The organism is Winogradskyella ludwigii, from assembly GCF_013403985.1.
Classification (GTDB): domain Bacteria; phylum Bacteroidota; class Bacteroidia; order Flavobacteriales; family Flavobacteriaceae; genus Winogradskyella; species Winogradskyella ludwigii.
The window spans coordinates 79,379-99,795 of sequence record NZ_JABFDF010000008.1 but is presented as its reverse complement, the minus strand read 5'-3'; the positions used below and the strand labels follow the sequence as shown (position 1 = coordinate 99,795).

The 20,417-nt window shown below is 33.8% G+C and carries 30 protein-coding genes; 26 read left to right on the top strand and 4 right to left on the bottom strand.

The annotated features are described in order from the left end of the window. Positions 1–5 precede the first annotated feature (5 nt). A complete protein-coding gene (locus HM981_RS16620) occupies positions 6–596 on the bottom strand; it encodes an FMN-binding negative transcriptional regulator (RefSeq protein WP_179339926.1) in 591 nt (196 codons plus the stop codon). 163 nt (positions 597–759) lie between these two features. Between HM981_RS16620 and radC the strand changes: the two genes are divergently transcribed. The 4 genes from radC (at position 760) to HM981_RS16600 (ending at position 4,296) form a co-directional block, all read left to right on the top strand. Then, complete coding sequence (gene radC, locus HM981_RS16615) at positions 760–1,458, top strand: RadC family protein (protein WP_179339925.1); 699 nt, start codon at positions 760–762, stop codon at positions 1,456–1,458. Positions 1,459–1,533: 75 nt separating this feature from the next. Then, positions 1,534–2,829 carry a polysaccharide deacetylase family protein gene (locus HM981_RS16610; RefSeq protein ID WP_179339924.1) on the top strand — a complete coding sequence of 432 codons (1,296 nt, stop codon included), beginning with the start codon at positions 1,534–1,536 and terminating at the stop codon, positions 2,827–2,829. Continuing rightward, on the top strand, positions 2,826–3,512 hold the full coding sequence (locus tag HM981_RS16605) for a YjjG family noncanonical pyrimidine nucleotidase (protein WP_179339923.1): 687 nt from the start codon (positions 2,826–2,828) through the stop codon (positions 3,510–3,512). The genes HM981_RS16610 and HM981_RS16605 overlap by 4 nt, the downstream gene beginning before the upstream one ends. Positions 3,513–3,525: 13 nt before the next feature. Continuing rightward, positions 3,526–4,296 carry a hypothetical protein gene (locus HM981_RS16600; protein ID WP_179339922.1) on the top strand — a complete coding sequence of 257 codons (771 nt, stop codon included), beginning with the start codon at positions 3,526–3,528 and terminating at the stop codon, positions 4,294–4,296. A 3-nt stretch (positions 4,297–4,299) separates the two neighbouring features. Here the strand turns inward: HM981_RS16600 and HM981_RS16595 are convergent, their stop codons facing one another. Then, positions 4,300–5,577, bottom strand: a complete 1,278-nt coding sequence (locus HM981_RS16595; protein WP_179339921.1) for a replication-associated recombination protein A — start codon at positions 5,575–5,577, stop codon at positions 4,300–4,302. A gap of 169 nt (positions 5,578–5,746) precedes the next feature. Between HM981_RS16595 and HM981_RS16590 the strand changes: the two genes are divergently transcribed. Continuing rightward, positions 5,747–6,517, top strand: coding sequence for a rhomboid family intramembrane serine protease (locus HM981_RS16590; RefSeq protein WP_179339920.1), 771 nt, complete (start codon positions 5,747–5,749; stop codon positions 6,515–6,517). An 11-nt stretch (positions 6,518–6,528) separates the two neighbouring features. Here the strand turns inward: HM981_RS16590 and rlmB are convergent, their stop codons facing one another. Together rlmB and HM981_RS16580 are read right to left on the bottom strand one after the other, a co-directional pair. After that, positions 6,529–7,263 carry a 23S rRNA (guanosine(2251)-2'-O)-methyltransferase RlmB gene (gene rlmB, locus HM981_RS16585; RefSeq protein ID WP_179339919.1) on the bottom strand — a complete coding sequence of 245 codons (735 nt, stop codon included), beginning with the start codon at positions 7,261–7,263 and terminating at the stop codon, positions 6,529–6,531. A gap of 118 nt (positions 7,264–7,381) precedes the next feature. Further along, entirely contained in the window at positions 7,382–9,070 is a 1,689-nt protein-coding gene (locus tag HM981_RS16580; RefSeq protein ID WP_218846481.1) for a POTRA domain-containing protein, read from the bottom strand. Between the two features lie 177 nt (positions 9,071–9,247). Here HM981_RS16580 and rpsL point away from each other — a divergent pair, with 177 nt between their 5' ends. The 21 genes from rpsL (at position 9,248) to rplR (ending at position 20,415) form a co-directional block, all read left to right on the top strand. Next, entirely contained in the window at positions 9,248–9,622 is a 375-nt protein-coding gene (gene rpsL / locus HM981_RS16575) for a 30S ribosomal protein S12 (RefSeq protein ID WP_019386263.1), read from the top strand. Positions 9,623–9,700: 78 nt separating this feature from the next. Next, the gene (gene rpsG, locus HM981_RS16570; protein WP_179339918.1) at positions 9,701–10,177 is read left to right on the top strand and encodes a 30S ribosomal protein S7; all 477 of its coding nucleotides are present in this window, start codon (positions 9,701–9,703) and stop codon (positions 10,175–10,177) included. Between the two features lie 3 nt (positions 10,178–10,180). Next, complete coding sequence (gene fusA / locus HM981_RS16565; protein WP_179339917.1) at positions 10,181–12,307, top strand: elongation factor G; 2,127 nt, start codon at positions 10,181–10,183, stop codon at positions 12,305–12,307. 12 nt (positions 12,308–12,319) lie between these two features. Beyond that, positions 12,320–12,625 (top strand): 30S ribosomal protein S10, encoded by a 306-nt coding sequence (gene rpsJ / locus HM981_RS16560; RefSeq protein ID WP_007650482.1) that lies wholly within the window; start codon positions 12,320–12,322, stop codon positions 12,623–12,625. Positions 12,626–12,780: 155 nt separating this feature from the next. Then, entirely contained in the window at positions 12,781–13,398 is a 618-nt protein-coding gene (gene rplC, locus HM981_RS16555) for a 50S ribosomal protein L3 (RefSeq protein ID WP_179339916.1), read from the top strand. Beyond that, positions 13,398–14,027, top strand: a complete 630-nt coding sequence (rplD, locus tag HM981_RS16550) for a 50S ribosomal protein L4 (RefSeq protein WP_179339915.1) — start codon at positions 13,398–13,400, stop codon at positions 14,025–14,027. Before rplC ends, rplD begins: the two co-directional genes overlap by 1 nt. A 5-nt stretch (positions 14,028–14,032) precedes the next feature. Beyond that, positions 14,033–14,323 carry a 50S ribosomal protein L23 gene (gene rplW / locus HM981_RS16545; protein WP_179339914.1) on the top strand — a complete coding sequence of 97 codons (291 nt, stop codon included), beginning with the start codon at positions 14,033–14,035 and terminating at the stop codon, positions 14,321–14,323. A gap of 12 nt (positions 14,324–14,335) precedes the next feature. Beyond that, positions 14,336–15,163 carry a 50S ribosomal protein L2 gene (rplB, locus tag HM981_RS16540; RefSeq protein WP_179339913.1) on the top strand — a complete coding sequence of 276 codons (828 nt, stop codon included), beginning with the start codon at positions 14,336–14,338 and terminating at the stop codon, positions 15,161–15,163. A 10-nt stretch (positions 15,164–15,173) separates the two neighbouring features. After that, complete coding sequence (gene rpsS / locus HM981_RS16535; RefSeq protein ID WP_008269180.1) at positions 15,174–15,452, top strand: 30S ribosomal protein S19; 279 nt, start codon at positions 15,174–15,176, stop codon at positions 15,450–15,452. A gap of 5 nt (positions 15,453–15,457) precedes the next feature. Continuing rightward, on the top strand, positions 15,458–15,865 hold the full coding sequence (gene rplV, locus HM981_RS16530) for a 50S ribosomal protein L22 (protein WP_179339912.1): 408 nt from the start codon (positions 15,458–15,460) through the stop codon (positions 15,863–15,865). Between the two features lie 7 nt (positions 15,866–15,872). After that, entirely contained in the window at positions 15,873–16,592 is a 720-nt protein-coding gene (rpsC, locus tag HM981_RS16525; protein WP_179339911.1) for a 30S ribosomal protein S3, read from the top strand. Between the two features lie 20 nt (positions 16,593–16,612). Then, the gene (gene rplP / locus HM981_RS16520) at positions 16,613–17,032 is read left to right on the top strand and encodes a 50S ribosomal protein L16 (protein WP_179339910.1); all 420 of its coding nucleotides are present in this window, start codon (positions 16,613–16,615) and stop codon (positions 17,030–17,032) included. Positions 17,033–17,044: 12 nt separating this feature from the next. Further along, the gene (rpmC, locus tag HM981_RS16515) at positions 17,045–17,236 is read left to right on the top strand and encodes a 50S ribosomal protein L29 (protein ID WP_020897648.1); all 192 of its coding nucleotides are present in this window, start codon (positions 17,045–17,047) and stop codon (positions 17,234–17,236) included. Positions 17,237–17,253: 17 nt separating this feature from the next. Beyond that, on the top strand, positions 17,254–17,511 hold the full coding sequence (gene rpsQ / locus HM981_RS16510) for a 30S ribosomal protein S17 (protein ID WP_092469501.1): 258 nt from the start codon (positions 17,254–17,256) through the stop codon (positions 17,509–17,511). Between the two features lie 2 nt (positions 17,512–17,513). Continuing rightward, positions 17,514–17,882, top strand: a complete 369-nt coding sequence (rplN, locus tag HM981_RS16505; protein ID WP_115818548.1) for a 50S ribosomal protein L14 — start codon at positions 17,514–17,516, stop codon at positions 17,880–17,882. 12 nt (positions 17,883–17,894) lie between these two features. Beyond that, the gene (gene rplX / locus HM981_RS16500) at positions 17,895–18,206 is read left to right on the top strand and encodes a 50S ribosomal protein L24 (protein ID WP_179339909.1); all 312 of its coding nucleotides are present in this window, start codon (positions 17,895–17,897) and stop codon (positions 18,204–18,206) included. 2 nt (positions 18,207–18,208) lie between these two features. After that, a complete protein-coding gene (gene rplE / locus HM981_RS16495; protein ID WP_179339908.1) occupies positions 18,209–18,760 on the top strand; it encodes a 50S ribosomal protein L5 in 552 nt (183 codons plus the stop codon). Positions 18,761–18,762: 2 nt separating this feature from the next. Then, entirely contained in the window at positions 18,763–19,032 is a 270-nt protein-coding gene (rpsN, locus tag HM981_RS16490; RefSeq protein ID WP_020897643.1) for a 30S ribosomal protein S14, read from the top strand. Positions 19,033–19,094: 62 nt separating this feature from the next. Beyond that, on the top strand, positions 19,095–19,493 hold the full coding sequence (gene rpsH, locus HM981_RS16485) for a 30S ribosomal protein S8 (RefSeq protein WP_179339907.1): 399 nt from the start codon (positions 19,095–19,097) through the stop codon (positions 19,491–19,493). A 12-nt stretch (positions 19,494–19,505) separates the two neighbouring features. After that, a complete protein-coding gene (gene rplF, locus HM981_RS16480) occupies positions 19,506–20,048 on the top strand; it encodes a 50S ribosomal protein L6 (RefSeq protein WP_179339906.1) in 543 nt (180 codons plus the stop codon). Positions 20,049–20,058: 10 nt separating this feature from the next. Continuing rightward, positions 20,059–20,415: a 50S ribosomal protein L18 gene (rplR, locus tag HM981_RS16475; protein ID WP_179339905.1), complete on the top strand. Its 357-nt coding sequence runs from the start codon at positions 20,059–20,061 to the stop codon at positions 20,413–20,415. Positions 20,416–20,417: the final 2 nt, after the last annotated feature.

The window sequence follows — 20,417 nt, the reverse complement described above, 5'->3', positions numbered from 1 at the left end:
GGGTTTTAAAATATTTTATTTAAAAATTGTGTAATGCTTTCTTGGTTTGCTCGTATCAATTCTTTTCGAGCAGCTTTAATATCGTTTGGTTTTTTGTCTTGAGAGAGTTTAAATTTACCCTCCCAATTGGTGATGGTGATTTCAAACATCTCAATATAATCAAGATTTTTATCTAAACGCGGATTTTCGGGTTTTAAAATATATTTGTGATCTGGTGCTTCTAAAAATTCGGTCATGGTGATTAAGGATTTTTTTAAAGCCATTTTGTCCTCTATGGCTTTAACCTTACCTTTTAAATGCACTTTTATATAGTTCCAGGTTGGTAATTGCGTAGTCGAATAAATACTTGGTGAAATATAACATTCAGGTCCTGCAAAAATTAGAGTGACATTATTATCCTTTTTTAATAGTTCGGCTTGAGGATTATAAATATCGATATGTCCTATGAGCTTCCCGTCTTCATAAATTAAAGGTAAATGCGAAATCAAAGGAGTGTTGTCTTTTACCGAAATTAGTGTCGCTAAAGGATATGTTTTAATCACTTCAATCATGTGATTAACGTCATCGTCTTGATGTTGTTGTGGTGGATAATTCATCTTTTATTACGCTGAAGTTATTTCAGTAATGTATTTCTATTTATGGTTTTAATAGCCGATTGATATAGAATCGAAAGTTAATGTGCTTTGGGTTAGTTGAATAAGTATTTTAATTTATCAGATTATTTAGGTGCTTAAATTTACAATTTTTTATCTTTAGTGCATGTCAGAGAAACCAACTTCATTTTCAATAAAAAATTGGTCGCAAGATGATCAGCCTCGAGAAAAGCTCAGAGATAAAGGAAAAGGGACTTTAAGTGATGCCGAATTGATTGCCATTTTAATAGGTTCGGGTAATAGAGAAGAAAGTGCAGTAGCCCTTTGTAAACGGATATTTGCAAGTGTAGATCATAACCTAAATGCTTTAGGGAAATTATCTATTGCACAACTCATGGAATTTAAAGGGATTGGTGAAGCCAAAGCAATAAGCATTGTTGCAGCATTAGAATTAGGCAAGCGTAGACGTTTAGAAGAAGCCATACAACTAGATAAAGTGTCATCTAGCCGTTCTGTTTTTAATGTAATGCAACCCATTTTAGGAGATTTACCACATGAAGAATTTTGGATTCTATACCTTAATAATTCCAATAAAATTATTCATAAAAATCAATTAAGCAAAGGAGGTATTACAGGGACTTTAGTCGATGTGCGCTTGGTGCTAAAAAATGCCTTAGAGGTTGGAGCTGTGGCTTTAATATTATGTCATAATCACCCATCAGGGACTTTAAAACCAAGTGAGGCCGATAAAAATATTACTCAAAAACTTAAAGTAGCTGCCCAAAGTTTGGATATTTCGGTTTTAGATCACCTTATAATTACTGAAAGTGCCTATTATAGTTTTGCGGATGAAAACATACTTTAAGGAAGTTAAAGTACCAAATGAGTTATTTCAACTTTGGAATTTGTTATTTTTAACTTTTGGAATCTACATCACAACATGCTATTAGTATATACACATAAAATTACACCTCGCGTTACGTACACGTTTAAGCATTTATGCAAACGTATTTTGGGAATTGAGGTACTTTTTACGTCTAAAGTTGAAGATTTTATTGCTCACGATAGCCTTAAGATGTCTTATGCCAAACAACCATTAAGTCATGAACTGTTTGTAAGAAGTAATACGCTGTTGTTTGAGAACGGTTTATCTGATATTGATATAAACGTCCAGCAATGGGGAAACACAAAAGGCTTTTTTGCTACAGGAGAACGAAGCGATTTACCTTTCGATATTTTTGCTGCATCCTTTTATTTGTTGAGTAGATATGAAGAGTATTTGCCACATGTTAAAGATGATTATGGTCGGTTTTTAGCCACTGAAAGTTTAGCTTTTGAACACAAGTTTCTCAATCAGCCTGTTGTAGATATTTGGGCTTATAAACTTAAGGATGTTTTACAGGAACGTTTTCCTGATTATGTTTTTCCAGAACGCAACTATCGTGTTCAACCTGTTATTGATGTACCAACAGCATATTATTTTAAGCATAAAGGTTTATTGCGAACCATAGGAGGTACTTTAAATGATCTTAGTCGTTTTAAATTTAGGCAATTATCACAGCGATATATGGTTTTAATGGGTTTTAAACGCGATCCTTATGATACTTTTAAATGGATTTTTACAAAACAAAAGCAATACAATTTTAAATTTATAGTCTTGTTTTTAATAGGTGAATATTCTACCTACGATAAAAATATAAATACCAATAAAAAAGAATTTGTTTCTTTAATTAAATCGGTTGCAGATTACTGTGATGTTGGTATTAAAGCCTCCTATTTTTCTTTAAGTAATATTGCAATTCTTAAGGCCGAAAAAACAAAAATGGAAGCTATTACACATACTAATGTAAAAGCGGTACGTCACTCATTTTCTAAATTGAATTTACCAACATCGTATCGTAATTTAGTAGAGTTAGAGATTAACCAAGATTTTACAATGGGTTATATAGATACTTTAGGGTTTAGGGCTGGTACTTGTACTCCTTTTCAGTTTTATGATTTGGATTACGAAATACAAACACCTTTACAAATTAATCCTTACCATTGTTTAGATTTTGCATTATTAAAGTACGATTCAGAACTCGATAAAACTGAACATTTACAGAAAATAATTAAAGAAGTAAAAGGGGTGAATGGTACATTTACGGCTGTATTTCATAACTATTCCTTTAGTGATTTTGACCGTTGGAAAGGTTTTAGATCGCTATTTAGTCTCATATTAGAATCAACCGAATGAACTATCACATAAAACATGTTTTTTTCGATTTAGATCACACACTTTGGGATTTTGATAAAAACTCAAGGTTAACGTTTCAGAAAATTTTTAATCTTAATAAATTAGAAGTTAATCTCGATGATTTTTTAGAAATCTACGAACCTATCAATTTAAAATATTGGAAATTGTATCGTGAAGAGAAAGTTTCAAAATCTGCATTACGATATGGAAGATTAAAAGAGGCTTTTGACGGAGTCGGAGTCGCTGTAGATGATAGCTTGATTAATAATTTGTCTGAAGCTTACATTGATCAGTTAAGTACCTTTAATAATTTATTTGATGGCACTTTTGAAATCCTAGATTATCTTAGTAGCAAATATCAATTGCATATTATTACCAACGGATTTGAAGAAGCTCAAGAAAAGAAGTTAGCGACTTCAAATATTAAACATTATTTTAAAACGGTTACCAATTCTGAAATGGTTGGAGTTAAAAAACCAAATCCTAAGATTTTTAATTTTGCTTTAGATATAGCCAAAGCAAAATCAAGCGAAAGTATAATGATTGGAGATAGTCTTGAAGCCGATATTGAAGGTGCACATAAAATAGGAATGGATACCATTCATTTTGATTATAAAGATTCAGATATCAATCACAATTTTAAACGGATTACAGCTTTAAAAATGCTAAACAATTATCTATAAAAAAAATAATATCATGCTGAAGAAAATAGTATTTACAATATCATTTATAATTCTAAGTTTTTATGGGAATGCTCAGAGAACAATTAACGATTATAAGTATATCATTATTCCGAAATCGTATGAATTTTCATCGAGTGAAGATCAATACCAATTAAATTCTCTTACCAAATTCTTATTTAATAAGTATGGCTACGAAGCTTATTTTGCAGGTGAATTACCTGAAGATTTAAAAGTAGATCGTTGTTTGGGATTAACGGCATCTGTATCCAAAGAAAAAACGGGTATGTTTAAAACGAGACTAGAAATTACGCTTAAAGACTGTTTTGATGTGGTCGTTATTACATCAAAAATTGGTGAGTCGCGATCAAAAGAATATAAGAAAGCTTACACAGCTGCCTTAAGAGATGCTTTTGAAACTTTCCAGAATTTAGATTATAAATATATTGCTAAGGACAATGTCGAAGAAAAGCAGTCTGTAAAGAAAAAAGTTAAGGTTGTAGAAGTAGAACAAGTGATTCCTGCTAAAATAAATAAAGAAGAAGTTACTGAGCAAGAAGAGATCAGTATAAAAAAAGAACTTTATTACGCACAAAAGATGTCAAATGGATTTCAATTAGAGAATTCAGAACCAAGAGTGGTCATGATTTTACTTGAAACAGCAGCGCAAAATGTATTTATTGTAAAAGGAAAAAGTGCTATCGTTTATAAAGAAGATGGCTTTTGGTACTATTCTGAAAATAATGGTGAGCTTGGAGAACAAATAACCATGAATATTAAGTTCTAAAAACTAATACCCATACTTGTCTTTCCATAGTGTTTTTAGATAATTGCGTTGGGCTTGCTCGCGAGCATTATTTCCTGGATCGTATAATTTTGTGTTTGCAACTTCTTCAGGTAGAAATTCCTGTGCAGCAAAGTTATTTGGATAACTATGCGAATATTTATACGTTTCACCATAACCCAATTCTTTCATGAGTTTTGTTGGTGCATTACGTATGGCAATAGGAACCGATAAATCTCCCGTCTCTTTTACCAATTGTTGTGCTTTATTAATGGCTTCATAAGCAGCGTTGCTTTTTGCAGAGCTAGCTAAATAAGTAGCACACTGACTTAATATAATTCGCGATTCGGGATTGCCTATAATAGAAACCGCTTGAAAAGTATTGTTTGCAATGACTAAAGCCGTTGGATTGGCATTACCTATATCTTCACTCGCTAAAATTAATAAGCGTCTAGCAATAAATTTTACATCTTCTCCACCTTCAATCATTCGGGCCAGATAATAAACTGCCGCATTTGGGTCGCTTCCTCGAATCGATTTTATAAAGGCAGAAATAATATCATAATGCTGTTCTCCTGTTTTATCATATCGTGCTGCTTTATTTTGAACTTGTTTCATCACTAAATCATTAGTAATAATAATGTCGTTACCTTCAAATGAAGCAACGAGCAATTCAAAGATGTTTAGCAATTTTCTTGCATCTCCTCCAGATAATCGAAGTAATGCTTCTGTTTCTTTTAATTCAATATTTAATTTTGAAAGTGTTGTGTCTTCCGTTATAGCACGTTGTAATAATGCTTCCAAATCGGCTTTAGTAAATGCATTCAAAGTGTAAACTTGGCAACGCGATAGTAATGCAGAAATAACTTCAAAACTTGGATTTTCTGTGGTAGCTCCTATTAAAGTGACCCAACCTTTTTCAACAGCCTCTAAAAGGGAATCTTGTTGCGATTTACTAAACCTATGAATCTCGTCAATAAATAAAATGGGGTTTTTTGTCGTAAACATACCTCCACTTTTTTTGGCTTTGTCTATAACTTCTCTAATATCTTTTACACCAGAATTAATGGCACTTAATTTAAAAAAGGGGCGATCAGATTCATTAGCAATAACATTAGCAAGTGTTGTTTTTCCAATTCCTGGAGGTCCCCAAAGTATAAGCGACGGAATTACTCCACTTTTAATTTGTTGGTACAACATACCATCTTTACCTACTAAATGCTGCTGACTTAAATAGTCATTTAGTGTGTTTGGTCGTAAACGTTCTGCTAATGGAGTATTCATATTTCAAAATTACAAAATGCATTTGTGATGTATTAATTTTATTGTCTAATTTACTCTTAAAATATGTCGTGAAGTAATTCTTGTTTCTGCCAATATTTCAGCTAAGTCACTTTTGGATATAAATTTGACTAGTTGTAATTGTCATTAAAATGATTCACTAAATTTGAATATGAGCAAAACACAACACTTTAAATACTCTAATAATATCATTATCTATCCTTTAATGATGTTGTTTACTATTTGGTTAGTGTTTTGGTATCAAGTAAGGGTAGATAGCGGAATTAAAGGTTTTGGTATTAGACCTCAAAAAGTCGAAGGTCTTATAGGTGTTTTCACAAGTCCGTTTTTACACGGAGACATTAACCATATTTATAATAATTCAATGCCATTATTTGTACTAATGGTGGCTCTATTTTATTTCTACAATAAAATTGCATGGAAAGTCATTGGCTTAGGAATCGTACTCTCAGGTTTTTTGACATGGCTTATTGCAAGCTCTGGCAATCATATTGGTGCGAGTGGTTTGGTATATGTTTTGGTCAGTTTTATGTTTTTTAAAGGCATTTTTGCGAAACATTATCGACTTATAGCGCTGTCTTTAATGGTTATTTTTCTATACGGAAGTATGATTTGGTACGTGTTTCCTATTAAGAGTGGCATGTCTTGGGAAGGTCATTTAAGTGGCTTAATTACAGGTCTTGTGTTTGCCTTAATTTTTAGGAAGCAAGTAGCAACTCCAGAACGTTATAAATGGGAAGAACCTGATTATAACGAAGAAGAAGATCCGTTTATGAAACATTTTGACGAAGATGGAAACTTTATAGAATTAGAACCTGAGCCAGAAATCGAAATTGAATCTGAAATTCAAGATCACCAAATGACATCAAGTAATCAAAGTAAAATAAATATCAGTTACACATTCAAAAAGTCTGAAGACTAATCTATGGTCAATTAGCTACGTTGTCTCACGGCTTCATATAAGAACGCACCACAAGCTACAGAAACGTTTAGAGATGCAATTTCCCCTAAGATTGGAAGTTTTGCTTGCTCATCTACAACTTTTAAAACAGAAGGATTAATTCCTCGGCCTTCAGAACCCATAATTATAGCACATGGTTCTTTAAATGACACATCATATAAAAAGTGTTCTGCTTTTTCTGTTGCCGCAATAACACGTATTCCCGAAGATTGCATATGAAAAACAGCATCTTTAATATGATCTACTTTACAAATTGGAATTTTAAAAATGGCACCAGCACTTGTTTTAATAGTATCTCCATTAATAGGAGCACCACCTTTTTTCTGAATAATAATACCATGAACACCTGTACACTCTGCAGTACGCACAATAGCGCCAAAGTTTCTAACATCACTTAATTGATCTAGTAATAAGAATAAGGGTGTCTCTTCAGATTCAAGAACACTCATCACTAACTCATCTATATCATGAAACGCTATAGGTGAAATCTGAGCCACAGCACCTTGATGATTTCCTCGCGTTAAACGATTTAATTTTTCAACAGGTACATAAGATGAATTAATACTTTGCGATCTTATTAAATGCTCTAATTCTTTAAATAATTCACCATGAAGTCCTTTTTGCATAAAGACCTTGTCTATAGTCTCGTTAGATTTTATAGCTTCTATAATTGCTCTTATGCCAAAAATTGTGGTTTCTTTTTCCATCTAAATAGTGATATATACTAAATCAAAAATAATTGCTTTAGCGGTTTAGTTCTGTGTAAAATAATAATAAGGAATCATCCATTATGGATATTCAGGTTGCAAAGGTATTGAAACAGATTTAAAAAGTAGCCGTTAAACTGATATGAACTTTAGAATCTGATAATTTAAATGGTCTATTCTCTGTTTTTCCACTAGAGTAGTTTAATCTAAATAAGCCAGCATTGGTAAGTAAGCCTAATCCAAAGCCAAAACCAAAGAGTTTTTCTTTGCTGTCTGTAAGTTTGTTTTCAAAGTAAGCGGCATCTAAAACTGAATGGACATAAATACCTGTACTTAATCTATAACGGTATTCTGTACTTAAGACTCCATATAAATTGGCAACCAAACTATTTTCTTCAAATCCACGAATAGAGTTAATACCTCCAAACCGAAATAATTCGTTATCTAAATAATCATTAGAAGCTAATGTTGCTCCGTTTATTCTGGCGTAAAAACTGTTTTTATTATTTAAGTTGAAAATCTTATAGGTATCCAAAGAAAATACACGCTGACTTTGTTTCCCAAGATCATTTATTCGATCTCCAAAGCCAGAAGAAAAGTCAAACCAAAAATTTATAGGAAATAATGGATCGCTAAACTGAGGCTTTGTGTAATTATAATTAAGAGTGAAATAACTAGAGGTGTAATCATTTAAAATATCCGTGTCATCCTCTAATAGGTTTGTAGAAGTTGTGGAAGTAATTCCGACACCAACCTTATGCTGTGCATTAATTAGATAATTAATATTGGCATATTGTTTAGCATTTAAAAATGTAGAATCTTTTCTAAAAATATTAAGACCAACTTCTAGTTCTACAGGAGAACCAAAGAGGTAAGGTAAATTAGCATCAACACTAAATGTTTGCTGGTCTATTTCGTCACTTTTATAAAATAGGTTTATCGTTTCTCCATAATTAAGGTTATTAATAAGTCTTAGGTCTACGTAACCATCAAACTCAATCTTATTAGTGTCTTCATTAGTTCCAAAACCTAGAAATCCATCAAAATTATTGGTTCTACTTTTTTCTATATATAAATAGAGTGTAGTAGAGTCTTGCGTAAAAAGTACTTCAGGATCTTTTATCTTACTAGCAAATCGTAATTCCTCTAATAATTCAATCTTTTCTTTAATGGCGTTTAAGTTGAAATATTTTCCAGTCTTTAACTTCATAAAGCGTTTGATATAAGATTTTGGAAATTTCTCGTAACCTTTAATGATTATTTTATCTATGCGTCTTTTCTGATTGGTTACAATTTTTAAATCTGCTGAAATTAAATCGGAATTCAATTTAGTGATGGCAACAAGTTGTAAGGTTGAAAAAGGATCACCCTCTTCTGCAATTCTAGAATTCAAATCTTTTAAATAACCTTCAAGCTCTGTTATCTTAAGTTCAAATGAATTATTCTTTTGAGAACGATGAATTGAATTGAGAAGTTCAACATTAAAATCAGATTCATAAGTAATTTTAATGCGATTAATTCTTTTACCTAATATAAAGTCTGCTTTAAAAAGCGTATCGTTCTGTTGTATAATGTTTTCAATTGTGGTATCTATATAACCATGCTTTGTTAATTTTTCTTTTAATGTATTAATTTCTGTTTGTAAGCTTTTATAGTCATCGTAAGTATTTGGATAACCAATAGAATCAATAATTTTTGTAGAAGATGCGTTTTCACCATTAATTTTTAAATTAATCGATTGAGAAATCCCTTGATTCCATGAAATCAGAAATAAAACAAATAAAATAATTCGGTTATAAAAAGGCATATACACGATATAGAATAACTTAGGTGTTAACGTAAAAATACGTGATATTATATGTCAATGAAATGAAAGTTTATATTTCTTTTAAAAATTAATCGCCAAGTATTTGAATTATAGATATTAATTTGTACCTTTGCAGCCCTCAAAAGTGAGGATTAATAAATTTTTATATAGAAATATATGCCAACAATTTCACAATTAGTACGAAAAGGAAGAGCCAAAATAACCAAGAAGAGTAAATCGGCTGCTTTAGATTCGTGTCCTCAAAGACGTGGTGTATGTACTCGTGTTTATACAACGACACCTAAAAAACCTAACTCAGCAATGCGTAAGGTAGCAAGGGTTCGTTTAACAAACGGAAACGAAGTAAATGCATACATTGGTGGAGAAGGTCACAATTTACAAGAGCACTCGATAGTATTGGTTAGAGGTGGAAGGGTAAAAGATTTGCCAGGAGTTAGATATCACATCGTTCGTGGTGCTTTAGATACAGCAGGTGTATCAGGAAGAACGCAACGTAGATCTAAGTATGGTGCAAAACGCCCTAAGAAGTAAAATTAAAGTTAGAAGTCTAAGTTTGAAGATTAATATCTGATAGCTAAAACTAAAAACTAAAAAACTCAAAAAGAAGACATGAGAAAAAGAGCAGCAAAAAAGAGACCGCTTTTACCAGATCCGAGATTCAATGATCAGTTAGTAACACGTTTTGTTAACATGATGATGTGGGATGGTAAGAAGTCTGTGGCTTTTAAAGTATTCTATGATGCAATTGATATTGTTGAAGAGAAAAAAAATGATGACGAAAAAACAGCTTTAGAGATTTGGAAAGAAGCTTTATCAAATGTGATGCCTCACGTAGAAGTACGTAGTCGTCGTGTTGGTGGTGCTACATTCCAGATTCCAATGCAGATTCGTCCAGATCGTAAGGTTTCAACTGCGATGAAATGGCTAATTAGCTTTTCACGTAAAAGAAACGAAAAGTCTATGGCGCAACGTTTAGCATCTGAAGTTTTAGCTGCGGCTAAAGAAGAAGGAGCAGCAGTTAAGAAAAGAACTGATACTCATAAAATGGCTGAAGCAAATAAGGCTTTCTCACACTTTAGATTTTAAGAAATGGCAAGAGATTTAAGACTTACAAGAAATATAGGTATTGCTGCGCATATTGATGCTGGTAAAACTACGACAACAGAACGAGTTCTTTATTATACAGGAGTTTCACATAAAATTGGTGAAGTTCATGATGGTGCTGCAACTATGGACTGGATGGAGCAAGAGCAGGAGAGAGGTATTACAATTACATCTGCTGCAACTACTTGTGAATGGGTTTTTCCTAAAGAAAATGCAGAGCCTACTCCGGAAGCGCAGAGCTACCATTTTAATATTATTGACACACCAGGTCACGTAGATTTTACGGTTGAAGTAAATCGTTCATTACGTGTACTTGATGGTTTAGTATTCTTATTTAGTGCAGTTGATGGTGTTGAGCCACAATCTGAAACTAACTGGAGACTTGCAGATAATTATAAAGTGCCTCGTATTGGTTTCGTTAATAAAATGGACCGTCAAGGATCTGATTTTTTAGGTGTTTGTCAACAGGTAAAAGATATGTTGAAATCTAACGCTGTACCAATAGTTTTAAACATTGGTGATGAAGAAGATTTTAAAGGTATTATAGATTTAGTTAAGAATAGAGCGATTGTTTGGCATGATGAAACTCAAGGGGCAACTTTTGATGTAATTGAAATTCCAGATAACCTTAAAGCTGAAGCTAGAAAATATAGAGCATTACTTATTGAAGAAGTAGCGGGTTACGATGAGAACTTACTAGAGAAGTTCATGGAAGATGAAGATTCTATCACAGAAGACGAAGTGCATGCTGCACTTAGAGCTGCTGTTATGGATATGGCAATCATTCCTATGATTTGTGGTTCAGCTTTTAAAAATAAAGGTGTACAGTTCTTATTAGATGCTGTTTGTCGTTATTTACCTTCTCCTATGGATAAGGATGGTATTGTGGGTGTGAATCCAGATACAGAACAAGAAGAGCTTCGTAAGCCAAGTGTTAAGGAGCCGTTTGCTGCTTTAGCATTTAAAATTGCAACGGATCCTTTCGTAGGTCGTTTAGCATTTTTTAGAGCATATTCTGGTCGTTTAGATGCAGGTTCTTATGTGTTAAATAACCGTTCTGGAAAAAAAGAACGTATTTCTCGTATCTACCAAATGCACGCTAACAAGCAAAATGCAATTGATTATATAGAAGCTGGAGATATTGGAGCTGCTGTTGGATTTAAATCTATCAAAACAGGAGATACACTTACAGATGAAAAGCATCCACTTGTTTTAGAATCTATGGACTTTCCTGATCCGGTAATTGGTATCGCGGTTGAGCCTAAGACTAAAGCAGATGTTGATAAATTAGGTATTGGCTTAGCTAAGTTAGCTGAAGAAGATCCTACATTTACAGTGCGTTCAGATGAATCTTCAGGACAGACTATTATTTCTGGAATGGGTGAGTTACACTTAGATGTAATTGTAGATCGTTTAAAAAGAGAATTTAATGTAGAGGTTAACCAAGGTCAGCCACAAGTTGAATATAAAGAAGCTATTACACAATCTGCAGATCATAGAGAAGTTTACAAAAAACAATCTGGTGGTCGTGGTAAGTTTGCTGATATCGTATTTACGATTGAGCCAGCTGATGAAGGTGTTGTAGGATTACAGTTTCAATCTGTAATTAAAGGTGGTAACGTTCCTAAAGAATTTATCCCTTCAATTGAAAAAGGATTCAAAATGGCAATGACAAATGGACCTTTAGCAGGTTTTGAAGTTGATGCAATGAAAGTGACATTGAGAGATGGATCTTATCATGATGTGGATTCGGATCAATTATCTTTCGAATTAGCAGCAAAGCTTGGATTTAAAAATTCAGCAAAAGCAGCTAAAGCTGTAATAATGGAACCTATCATGAAACTTGAGGTGATTACACCAGAAGAAAACATGGGTGATATTGTTGGAGATTTGAACAGAAGAAGAGGTATGATGGAAGGTATGGGAGACCGTGCAGGTGCTAAGACAATTAAAGCTACAGTGCCGCTTTCAGAAATGTTTGGTTATGTAACTACATTAAGAACATTATCTTCAGGTAGAGCAACATCAACAATGGAATTTTCACACTACGCTGAAACACCTGCTAATGTATCAGCAGAGGTAATTAAAGCCGCAAAAGGAGAACAATCTTAAATAGTTAAGAAAATGAGTCAAAAAATTAGAATAAAATTAAAGTCTTACGATCATAACTTAGTAGATAAGTCTGCTGACAAGATTGTGAAAACAGTAAAAAGTACAGGTGCAGTAGTAACAGGACCAATTCCATTACCAACTCACAAAAAGATTTTCACTGTATTACGTTCACCACACGTAAATAAGAAGTCTAGGGAACAATTTCAATTAAGCTCTTACAAGCGTTTATTAGATATTTACTCTTCGTCTTCTAAAACAATTGATGCTTTAATGAAACTTGAATTACCAAGTGGAGTAGAAGTTGAGATTAAAGTGTAATTACACAAATACATGTCCTAAGCTGCGAGCGAAGGAAAAACGGTAAAAATACAATTCAAGGCTGAAACGTATTTTCAGCCTTGAATTTTATATAGTAATAGCAATGAACTTGTTATTGCAAAGTTTTAAATATTAATAATAAATAAATAATAATTATGTCTGGGTTAATTGGAAAAAAAATCGGTATGACCAGCATTTTCGATGAAAATGGGAAGAACATTCCTTGTACAGTAATCGAAGCTGGACCATGTATCGTTACCCAAGTCAGAACTGAAGAAGTGGATGGTTATTCAGCCCTTCAATTAGGTTTCGATGACGCGACAGAAAAAAGCGCTACTAAAGCAGACTTAGGTCATGCTAAAAAAGCGGGTACTTCTGTAAAACGCAAAGTTGTTGAATTCAAAGGTTTTGATTCGGAGTACAAATTAGGTGATTCTATAACAGTAGAACAATTTACTGAAGGAGAGTTTGTGGATGTCGCAGGAACTTCTAAAGGTAAAGGTTTTCAAGGTGTAGTAAAACGTCACGGTTTTGGTGGTGTAGGTCAAGCTACTCACGGTCAACATAACCGTTTAAGAGCCCCAGGTTCTATTGGTGCAGCTTCTTATCCAGCGAGAGTATTCAAAGGAATGAAGATGGCCGGAAGAATGGGTGGTGAAACAGTTAAAGTTCAAAATTTAAGAGTTTATAAAGTAGTTGCTGAAAAGAACTTACTTGTGGTTAAGGGATGTGTTCCTGGTCATAAAAACTCTTATGTAATTATTCAGAAGTAATGAAGGTAGCAGTTTTAGATATAAACGGAAAAGATACAGGAAGGAAAGCTGAGCTTTCTAACGATGTATTCGCTATAGAGCCTAATAACCATGCTTTGTATTTGGATGTTAAGCAATACTTAGCAAACCAAAGACAAGGGACGCATAAGGCTAAAGAAAGAGCAGATATTTCTGGAAGTACACGTAAGATTAAAAAACAAAAAGGTACTGGTACTGCAAGAGCAGGTAGTATCAAATCTGGTGTATTCAGAGGTGGTGGACGTATGTTTGGTCCTAGACCAAGAAACTACAGTTTTAAATTAAATAAAAATTTAAAACGATTAGCACGTAAATCTGCATTAAGTATTAAAGCAAATGATAACTCAATTTTAGTGTTGGAAGACTTCAGTTTTGAAGAGCCAAAAACTAAAAACTTTATCAATGTTTTAAAGGCTTTAGAGGTAGAAAACAAAAAATCTCTTATTGTGTTGGCTGGTACAAATAATAATGTATATTTGTCCTCACGCAATTTTAAGGGTTCAGAAGTTATAACAGCTTCAGAATTAAGTACTTATAAAATCATGAATGCTAGTAAAGTTATTTTGATTGAGGGTGCTTTAGAAGGAATTGAAACGAATTTAAGTAAATAGAACAGATGAGTATCTTAAAAAAACCTATAATCACGGAAAAGGCAACCATGCAAAGTGAGTTGTTTAATGCGTATGCATTTGAAGTGAACACGAAGGCGAACAAGGTAGAAATCAAAAAAGCGGTTGAGGCTGCTTATGGAGTTTCTGTTGAAAAAGTTCGTACAATAAATGTCCGTCCAGATCGTAAGACTAAGTTTACAAAAACTGGTGTTCAACATGGTAAAACAAATGCTGTTAAAAAAGCAATTGTACAACTGGCGGAAGGTGAAACAATAGATTTATACACTAACATGTAATTTTAGACATTAATGTCAGTAAGAAAATTAAAACCGATCACATCAGGTCAGCGATTTAGAGTAGTTAATGGATTTGACGCCATTACTACTGATAAGCCGGAGAAAAGCTTGCTTGCTCCGAACAAGAGATCTGGTGGTAGAAACAGTCGAGGAAAAATGACGATGCGCCATATTGGTGGAGGTCATAAAAAGAAGTATCGTATCATGGACTTCAAACGTAACAAAACTGGAATTCCAGCGGAAGTTAAGTCAATTGAATACGATCCAAACAGAACAGCATTTATTGCTCTATTAAATTACCAAGATGGTGAGAAACGTTATGTTATCGCTCAAAATGGTTTGAAAGTAGGTCAAAATATAGTGTCTGGTGAAACAGGTATCGCTCCGGAAATCGGAAATGCAATGCCTTTAAGTGAAATACCATTAGGTACAATTATCTCTTGTATAGAGTTACGTCCTGGTCAAGGTGCTGTAATGGCTCGTAGTGCTGGTGCATTTGCTCAGTTAATGGCTAGAGGTGATAAATTCGCGACAGTGAAATTACCATCTGGTGAAACTAGATTAATTCTAGTAACATGTATGGCTACAATTGGTGTTGTTTCAAATTCAGATCATCAATTACTTGTGTCTGGTAAAGCAGGTAGAAGTAGATGGTTAGGAAGACGTCCAAGAGTTAGACCAGTAGTGATGAACCCAGTCGATCACCCAATGGGTGGTGGTGAAGGTAAATCTTCAGGTGGTCATCCAAGGTCTAGAAACGGTATTCCTGCTAAAGGATTTAGAACACGTTCTAAGACAAAAGCGAGTAATAAGTATATTGTAGAACGTAGAAAGAAATAATTAAGATAGTATGGCACGTTCATTAAAGAAAGGACCTTATATCCATTATAAATTAGAAAAGAAAGTTGCTGAAAATGTAGCTTCAAACAAAAAGACGGTGATTAAAACTTGGTCTAGAGCTTCAATGATATCTCCGGATTTCGTTGGACAGACTATAGCAGTTCACAATGGTCGTCAGTTTGTTCCAGTTTATGTTACTGAGAATATGGTAGGTCACAAATTAGGAGAATTTTCACCAACACGATCTTTTAGAGGTCATGCAGGTGCTAAGAATAAAGGTAAAAAATAAGAATCATGGGAAGTCGTAAAAAACAAATGGCGGAAGCTATTAAGGCTGAAAAAAAGCAGATTGCTTTTGCTAAGCTAAATAACTGTCCTACATCTCCAAGAAAAATGCGTTTAGTTGCGGATTTAGTAAGAGGGAAAAAGGCTGAAACAGCTCTTCAGATTCTTAGATTTAGTTCAAAAGAAGCTTCACGTCGTTTAGAAAAGTTAGTTATGTCTGCAATTGCAAATTGGCAAGCTAAAAATGAAGATGCTGATGTTGAAGAAGCTAAATTATTTATCAAGGAAATCAGAGTAGATGGTGGATCGATGTTAAAGAGATTAAGACCAGCTCCTCAAGGTAGAGCACATAGAATAAGAAAAAGATCTAATCACGTAACTGTGGTTGTAGATGCAATAAACAAAACACAAAGCTAAGACAGATATGGGACAAAAGACAAATCCAATCGGAAATCGCTTAGGAATTATCAGAGGATGGGAATCTAACTGGTACGGAGGAAACGATTATGGTGATAAACTTGCCGAAGACGATAAGATTAGAAAGTATATTCATGCTCGTCTATCAAAAGCTAGTGTAAGTAGAGTAATTATTGAGCGTACGCTTAAACTTGTAACCGTTACTATCACTACTGCTAGACCTGGTATTATTATCGGGAAAGGTGGCCAAGAGGTAGACAAGTTAAAAGAAGAGCTTAAAAAGATTACTGATAAAGAGGTTCAATTGAACATCTTTGAAATCAAAAGACCTGAACTAGATGCATTTTTAGTAGCAGCAAGTGTCGCTCGTCAAATTGAAAGTAGAATTTCTTACAGACGTGCCATTAAAATGGCCATTGCAGCAGCTATTCGTATGAATGCAGAAGGTATTAAAATTCAGATTAGTGGTCGTTTAAATGGTGCTGAAATGGCACGATCAGAACACTATAAAGAAGGTCGTATCCCTTTATCTACATTTAGAGCTGACATTGATTATGCTCTAGTAGAAGCTCACACTACTTATGGTAGATTGGGTATCAAAGTTTGGATAATGAAAGGCGAAGTTTATGGAAAAAGAGAACTTTCTCCATTAGTCGGTTTATCTAAACAACAAAAAGGTAAAGGTGGACGTGGTGGAAACAAGAACCAACCTCGTCGTAGAAAGTAATTTTTTAAAGAAAAGACAAAATGTTACAGCCTAAAAGAACAAAATTTCGTAAGCAGCAAAAAGGACGTATGAAAGGTAATGCAGGAAGAGGTCATTTGTTATCAAATGGTACTTTCGGTATTAAGTCATTAGAATCGACGTTTATAACTGCACGTCAAATAGAAGCAGCTCGTATTGCCGCTACACGTTTCATGAAGAGAGAAGGATCGTTATGGATTAAAATATTTCCAGACAAGCCTATTACAAAGAAACCTCTTGAAGTACGTATGGGTAAAGGTAAAGGTGGTGTAGAATATTGGGCAGCCGTTGTGAGACCAGGACGTATGTTATTTGAAATAAGTGGTGTGCCGTTAGAAACAGCACAAGAAGCACTTAGATTAGCAGCACAAAAACTTCCTGTAAAAACTAAGTTTATCATAGCTAGAGATTACGAAGCTTAATAGAAAGATATTATGAAGCAATCAGAAATTAAACAGCTTTCAATAGCTGAGTTACAAGAGAAACTTAGTGAATCTAAAAAGAGTTATACGGACCTGAAAATGGCTCATACTATTTCTCCTTTAGATAACCCAATTCAGTTACGCGTTGCACGTCGTACAGTAGCTCGAGTGGCAACAGAATTAACTAATAGAGACGTACAATAATCGTATTCTGCTGAAAGATGGAAAAAAGAAACTTAAGAAAAGAACGTATAGGGATCGTAACTAGTAACAAAATGGAGAAATCTATTGTAGTTGCAGAAGTTAAGAAAGTAAAGCACCCTATGTATGGAAAATTCGTGTTAAAGACAAAGAAATATGTCGCACACGATGAGACAAATGACTGCAACGAAGGAGATACAGTAAAGATCATGGAAACACGACCTTTAAGTAAATCTAAATGTTGGAGATTAGTAGAAATAATTGAAAGAGCGAAGTAATTATGTTACAACAAGAATCAAGATTAAAAGTAGCTGATAACACTGGTGCAAAGGAAGTTTTAACTATCCGTGTACTAGGTGGAACTAAAAGAAGATATGCTTCTGTAGGAGATAAGATTGTAGTAGCTGTTAAAGATGCTACACCTAATGGTGCCATTAAGAAAGGTGCTGTTTCTACTGCAGTAGTTGTACGTACAGCTAAAGAAGTAAGACGTCCTGATGGATCTTACATTAGATTTGACGATAACGCTTGTGTACTTTTAAATCCTCAAGGGGAAATGAGAGGAACTCGTGTTTTTGGACCTGTAGCTAGAGAACTTCGTGATAAACAATTCATGAAAATTGTATCATTGGCACCAGAGGTGCTTTAATTGATAAGTAAGATGACAAAGCTTAAAATAAAATCAGGAGATACTGTTAAAGTAATTGCTGGTGATCATAAAGGATCAGAAGGGAAAATACTTAAAGTATTAATAGATAAGAACAGAGCCATCGTAGAAGGTGTGAACATGGTTAAGAAACATACGAAACCAAGTGCACAAAGTCCTCAAGGTGGAATTGTAGAGAAAGAAGCATCTATTCATATTTCTAACTTATCGTTGTTAACCTCTAAAGGAGAAACAACTAGAGTAGGTTCTAAAATGGATGGTGATAATAAAGTAAGATTTTCAAAAAAATCTAATGAAGTAATTTAATTATGGCTTACGTTGCAAGATTAAAACAAGAGTACAAGGACAAAGTTGTTCCTGCTCTTACGGAAGAATTTGGATATAAAAATGTAATGCAGGTGCCTAAACTTACTAAGATAGTAATATCTAAAGGTGTTGGTGCAGCTGTTGCGGATAAGAAATTAATCGATCACGCAGTTGAAGAACTTACAAAAATATCTGGACAGAAAGCTATTCATACAATGTCTAAGAAAGATGTTGCTTCATTTAAGTTACGTAAGGGTATGCCAATTGGCGCTAAGGTAACTTTGAGAGGAGAGCAAATGTATGAATTCTTAGATCGTTTGGTAACTTCAGCTTTACCACGAGTAAGAGATTTTAACGGAATCAAAGCTACAGGTTTTGATGGTCGTGGAAATTATAACTTAGGTGTTGTAGAACAAATTATCTTTCCAGAAATTGATATTGATAAAGTTAATAAAATTTCAGGAATGGATATTACATTTGTAACTACTGCAGACACAGATAAGGAAGCAAAGTCTTTATTAACAGAATTAGGATTACCTTTTAAAAAGAATTAATTATGGCTAAAGAATCAATGAAAGCCCGTGAGGTTAAGCGTTCTAAAACGGTAGCTAAATATGCAGAAAAACGTAAAGCTTTGAAAGAAGCTGGAGATTATGAAGCATTACAGAAATTACCAAAAAATGCTTCACCAATACGTCAGCACAACCGTTGCAAACTTACAGGAAGACCTAAAGGTTACATGAGACAATTTGGAATTTCTCGTGTAATGTTTAGAGAAATGGCTAATCAAGGCTTAATTCCTGGTGTTAGAAAAGCATCTTGGTAAAATTATAAATTGGTTTCAGGTTTGGCAATAATGTCGAAAACCGCTACCGCAAATTAATATATATGAACACAGATCCAATAGCGGATTATTTAACGCGAGTTAGAAACGCAGTAAAGGCAAATCACAGAGTGGTTGAAATTCCTGCATCTAATTTAAAAAAAGAAATAACTAAGATTTTATTCGATCAAGGATTTATCTTAAGTTATAAATTTGATGACTCTTCAGTTCAAGGGACTATTAAAATAGCCTTGAAGTACAGTAAGGATACGAAAGAATCTGTTATCAAAAAAATTCAAAGAATTAGTAAACCAGGTTTACGTAAATATGCTTCTTCTAACGAAATGCCAAGAATCCTTAACGGATTAGGTATTGCTATTGTTTCAACGTCTCACGGTGTGATGACAGGTAAACAAGCGCAAAGAGAAAACGTTGGTGGTGAAGTCTTATGTTTCGTATACTAAAAACAGGAAATTATGTCAAGAATAGGTAAAAACCCAATAACAGTTCCTGAAGGTGTAACAGTTGAGATTAAAGACAACGTTATTATCGCTAAAGGTAAACTTGGTGAATTAACTCAAGAGTATTCAGAAATTACAATAAAATTAGAAGACGGTACTATTACTTTAGAGCGTTCTTCTGATAAGAAAGATTTAAGAGCAAAACATGGTCTTTATAGAGCATTAATTGCTAACATGATTGAAGGTGTTTCTAAAGGTTGGACCAAACAACTAGAGATGGTTGGTGTAGGTTATAGAGCAGCAAATCAAGGACAAAAATTAGATTTAGCCGTAGGATTTTCTCATAATATTGTTTTGGACATCGCTCCAGAAGTAACAGTAGAGACGATTTCTGAAAAAGGTAAGAATCCAATTATTAAATTAACGTCTTTTGACAAACAATTGGTTGGTCAAGTCGCAGCAAAAATCCGTGGCTTTAGAAGACCTGAACCTTACAAAGGAAAAGGTATCAAGTTTGTTGGTGAAGAAATTAGAAGAAAAGCAGGTAAATCAGCTTAATAATTAAGTTATGGCATTGACAAAGAACGAAAGAAGAATAAGAATTAAAAACAGAATCCGTAAGGTAGTATCTGGTACTCAAACAAAACCAAGATTAGCTGTTTTTAGAAGTAATAAAGAAATTTATGCTCAACTTGTAGATGATGTAACTGGTCAAACTTTAGCTGCTGCGTCTTCTAGAGATAAAGACATTACAGATTCTAAAGGAAACAAATCAGAAATAGCAACTTTAGTTGGTAAATCTGTTGCAGAAAAAGCTATGAAGGCTGGTGTTGAAACTATTTCTTTTGATAGAGGTGGTTATTTATATCATGGAAGAGTAAAATCATTAGCAGAAGGTGCTAGAGAAGCAGGACTTAAATTTTAAGA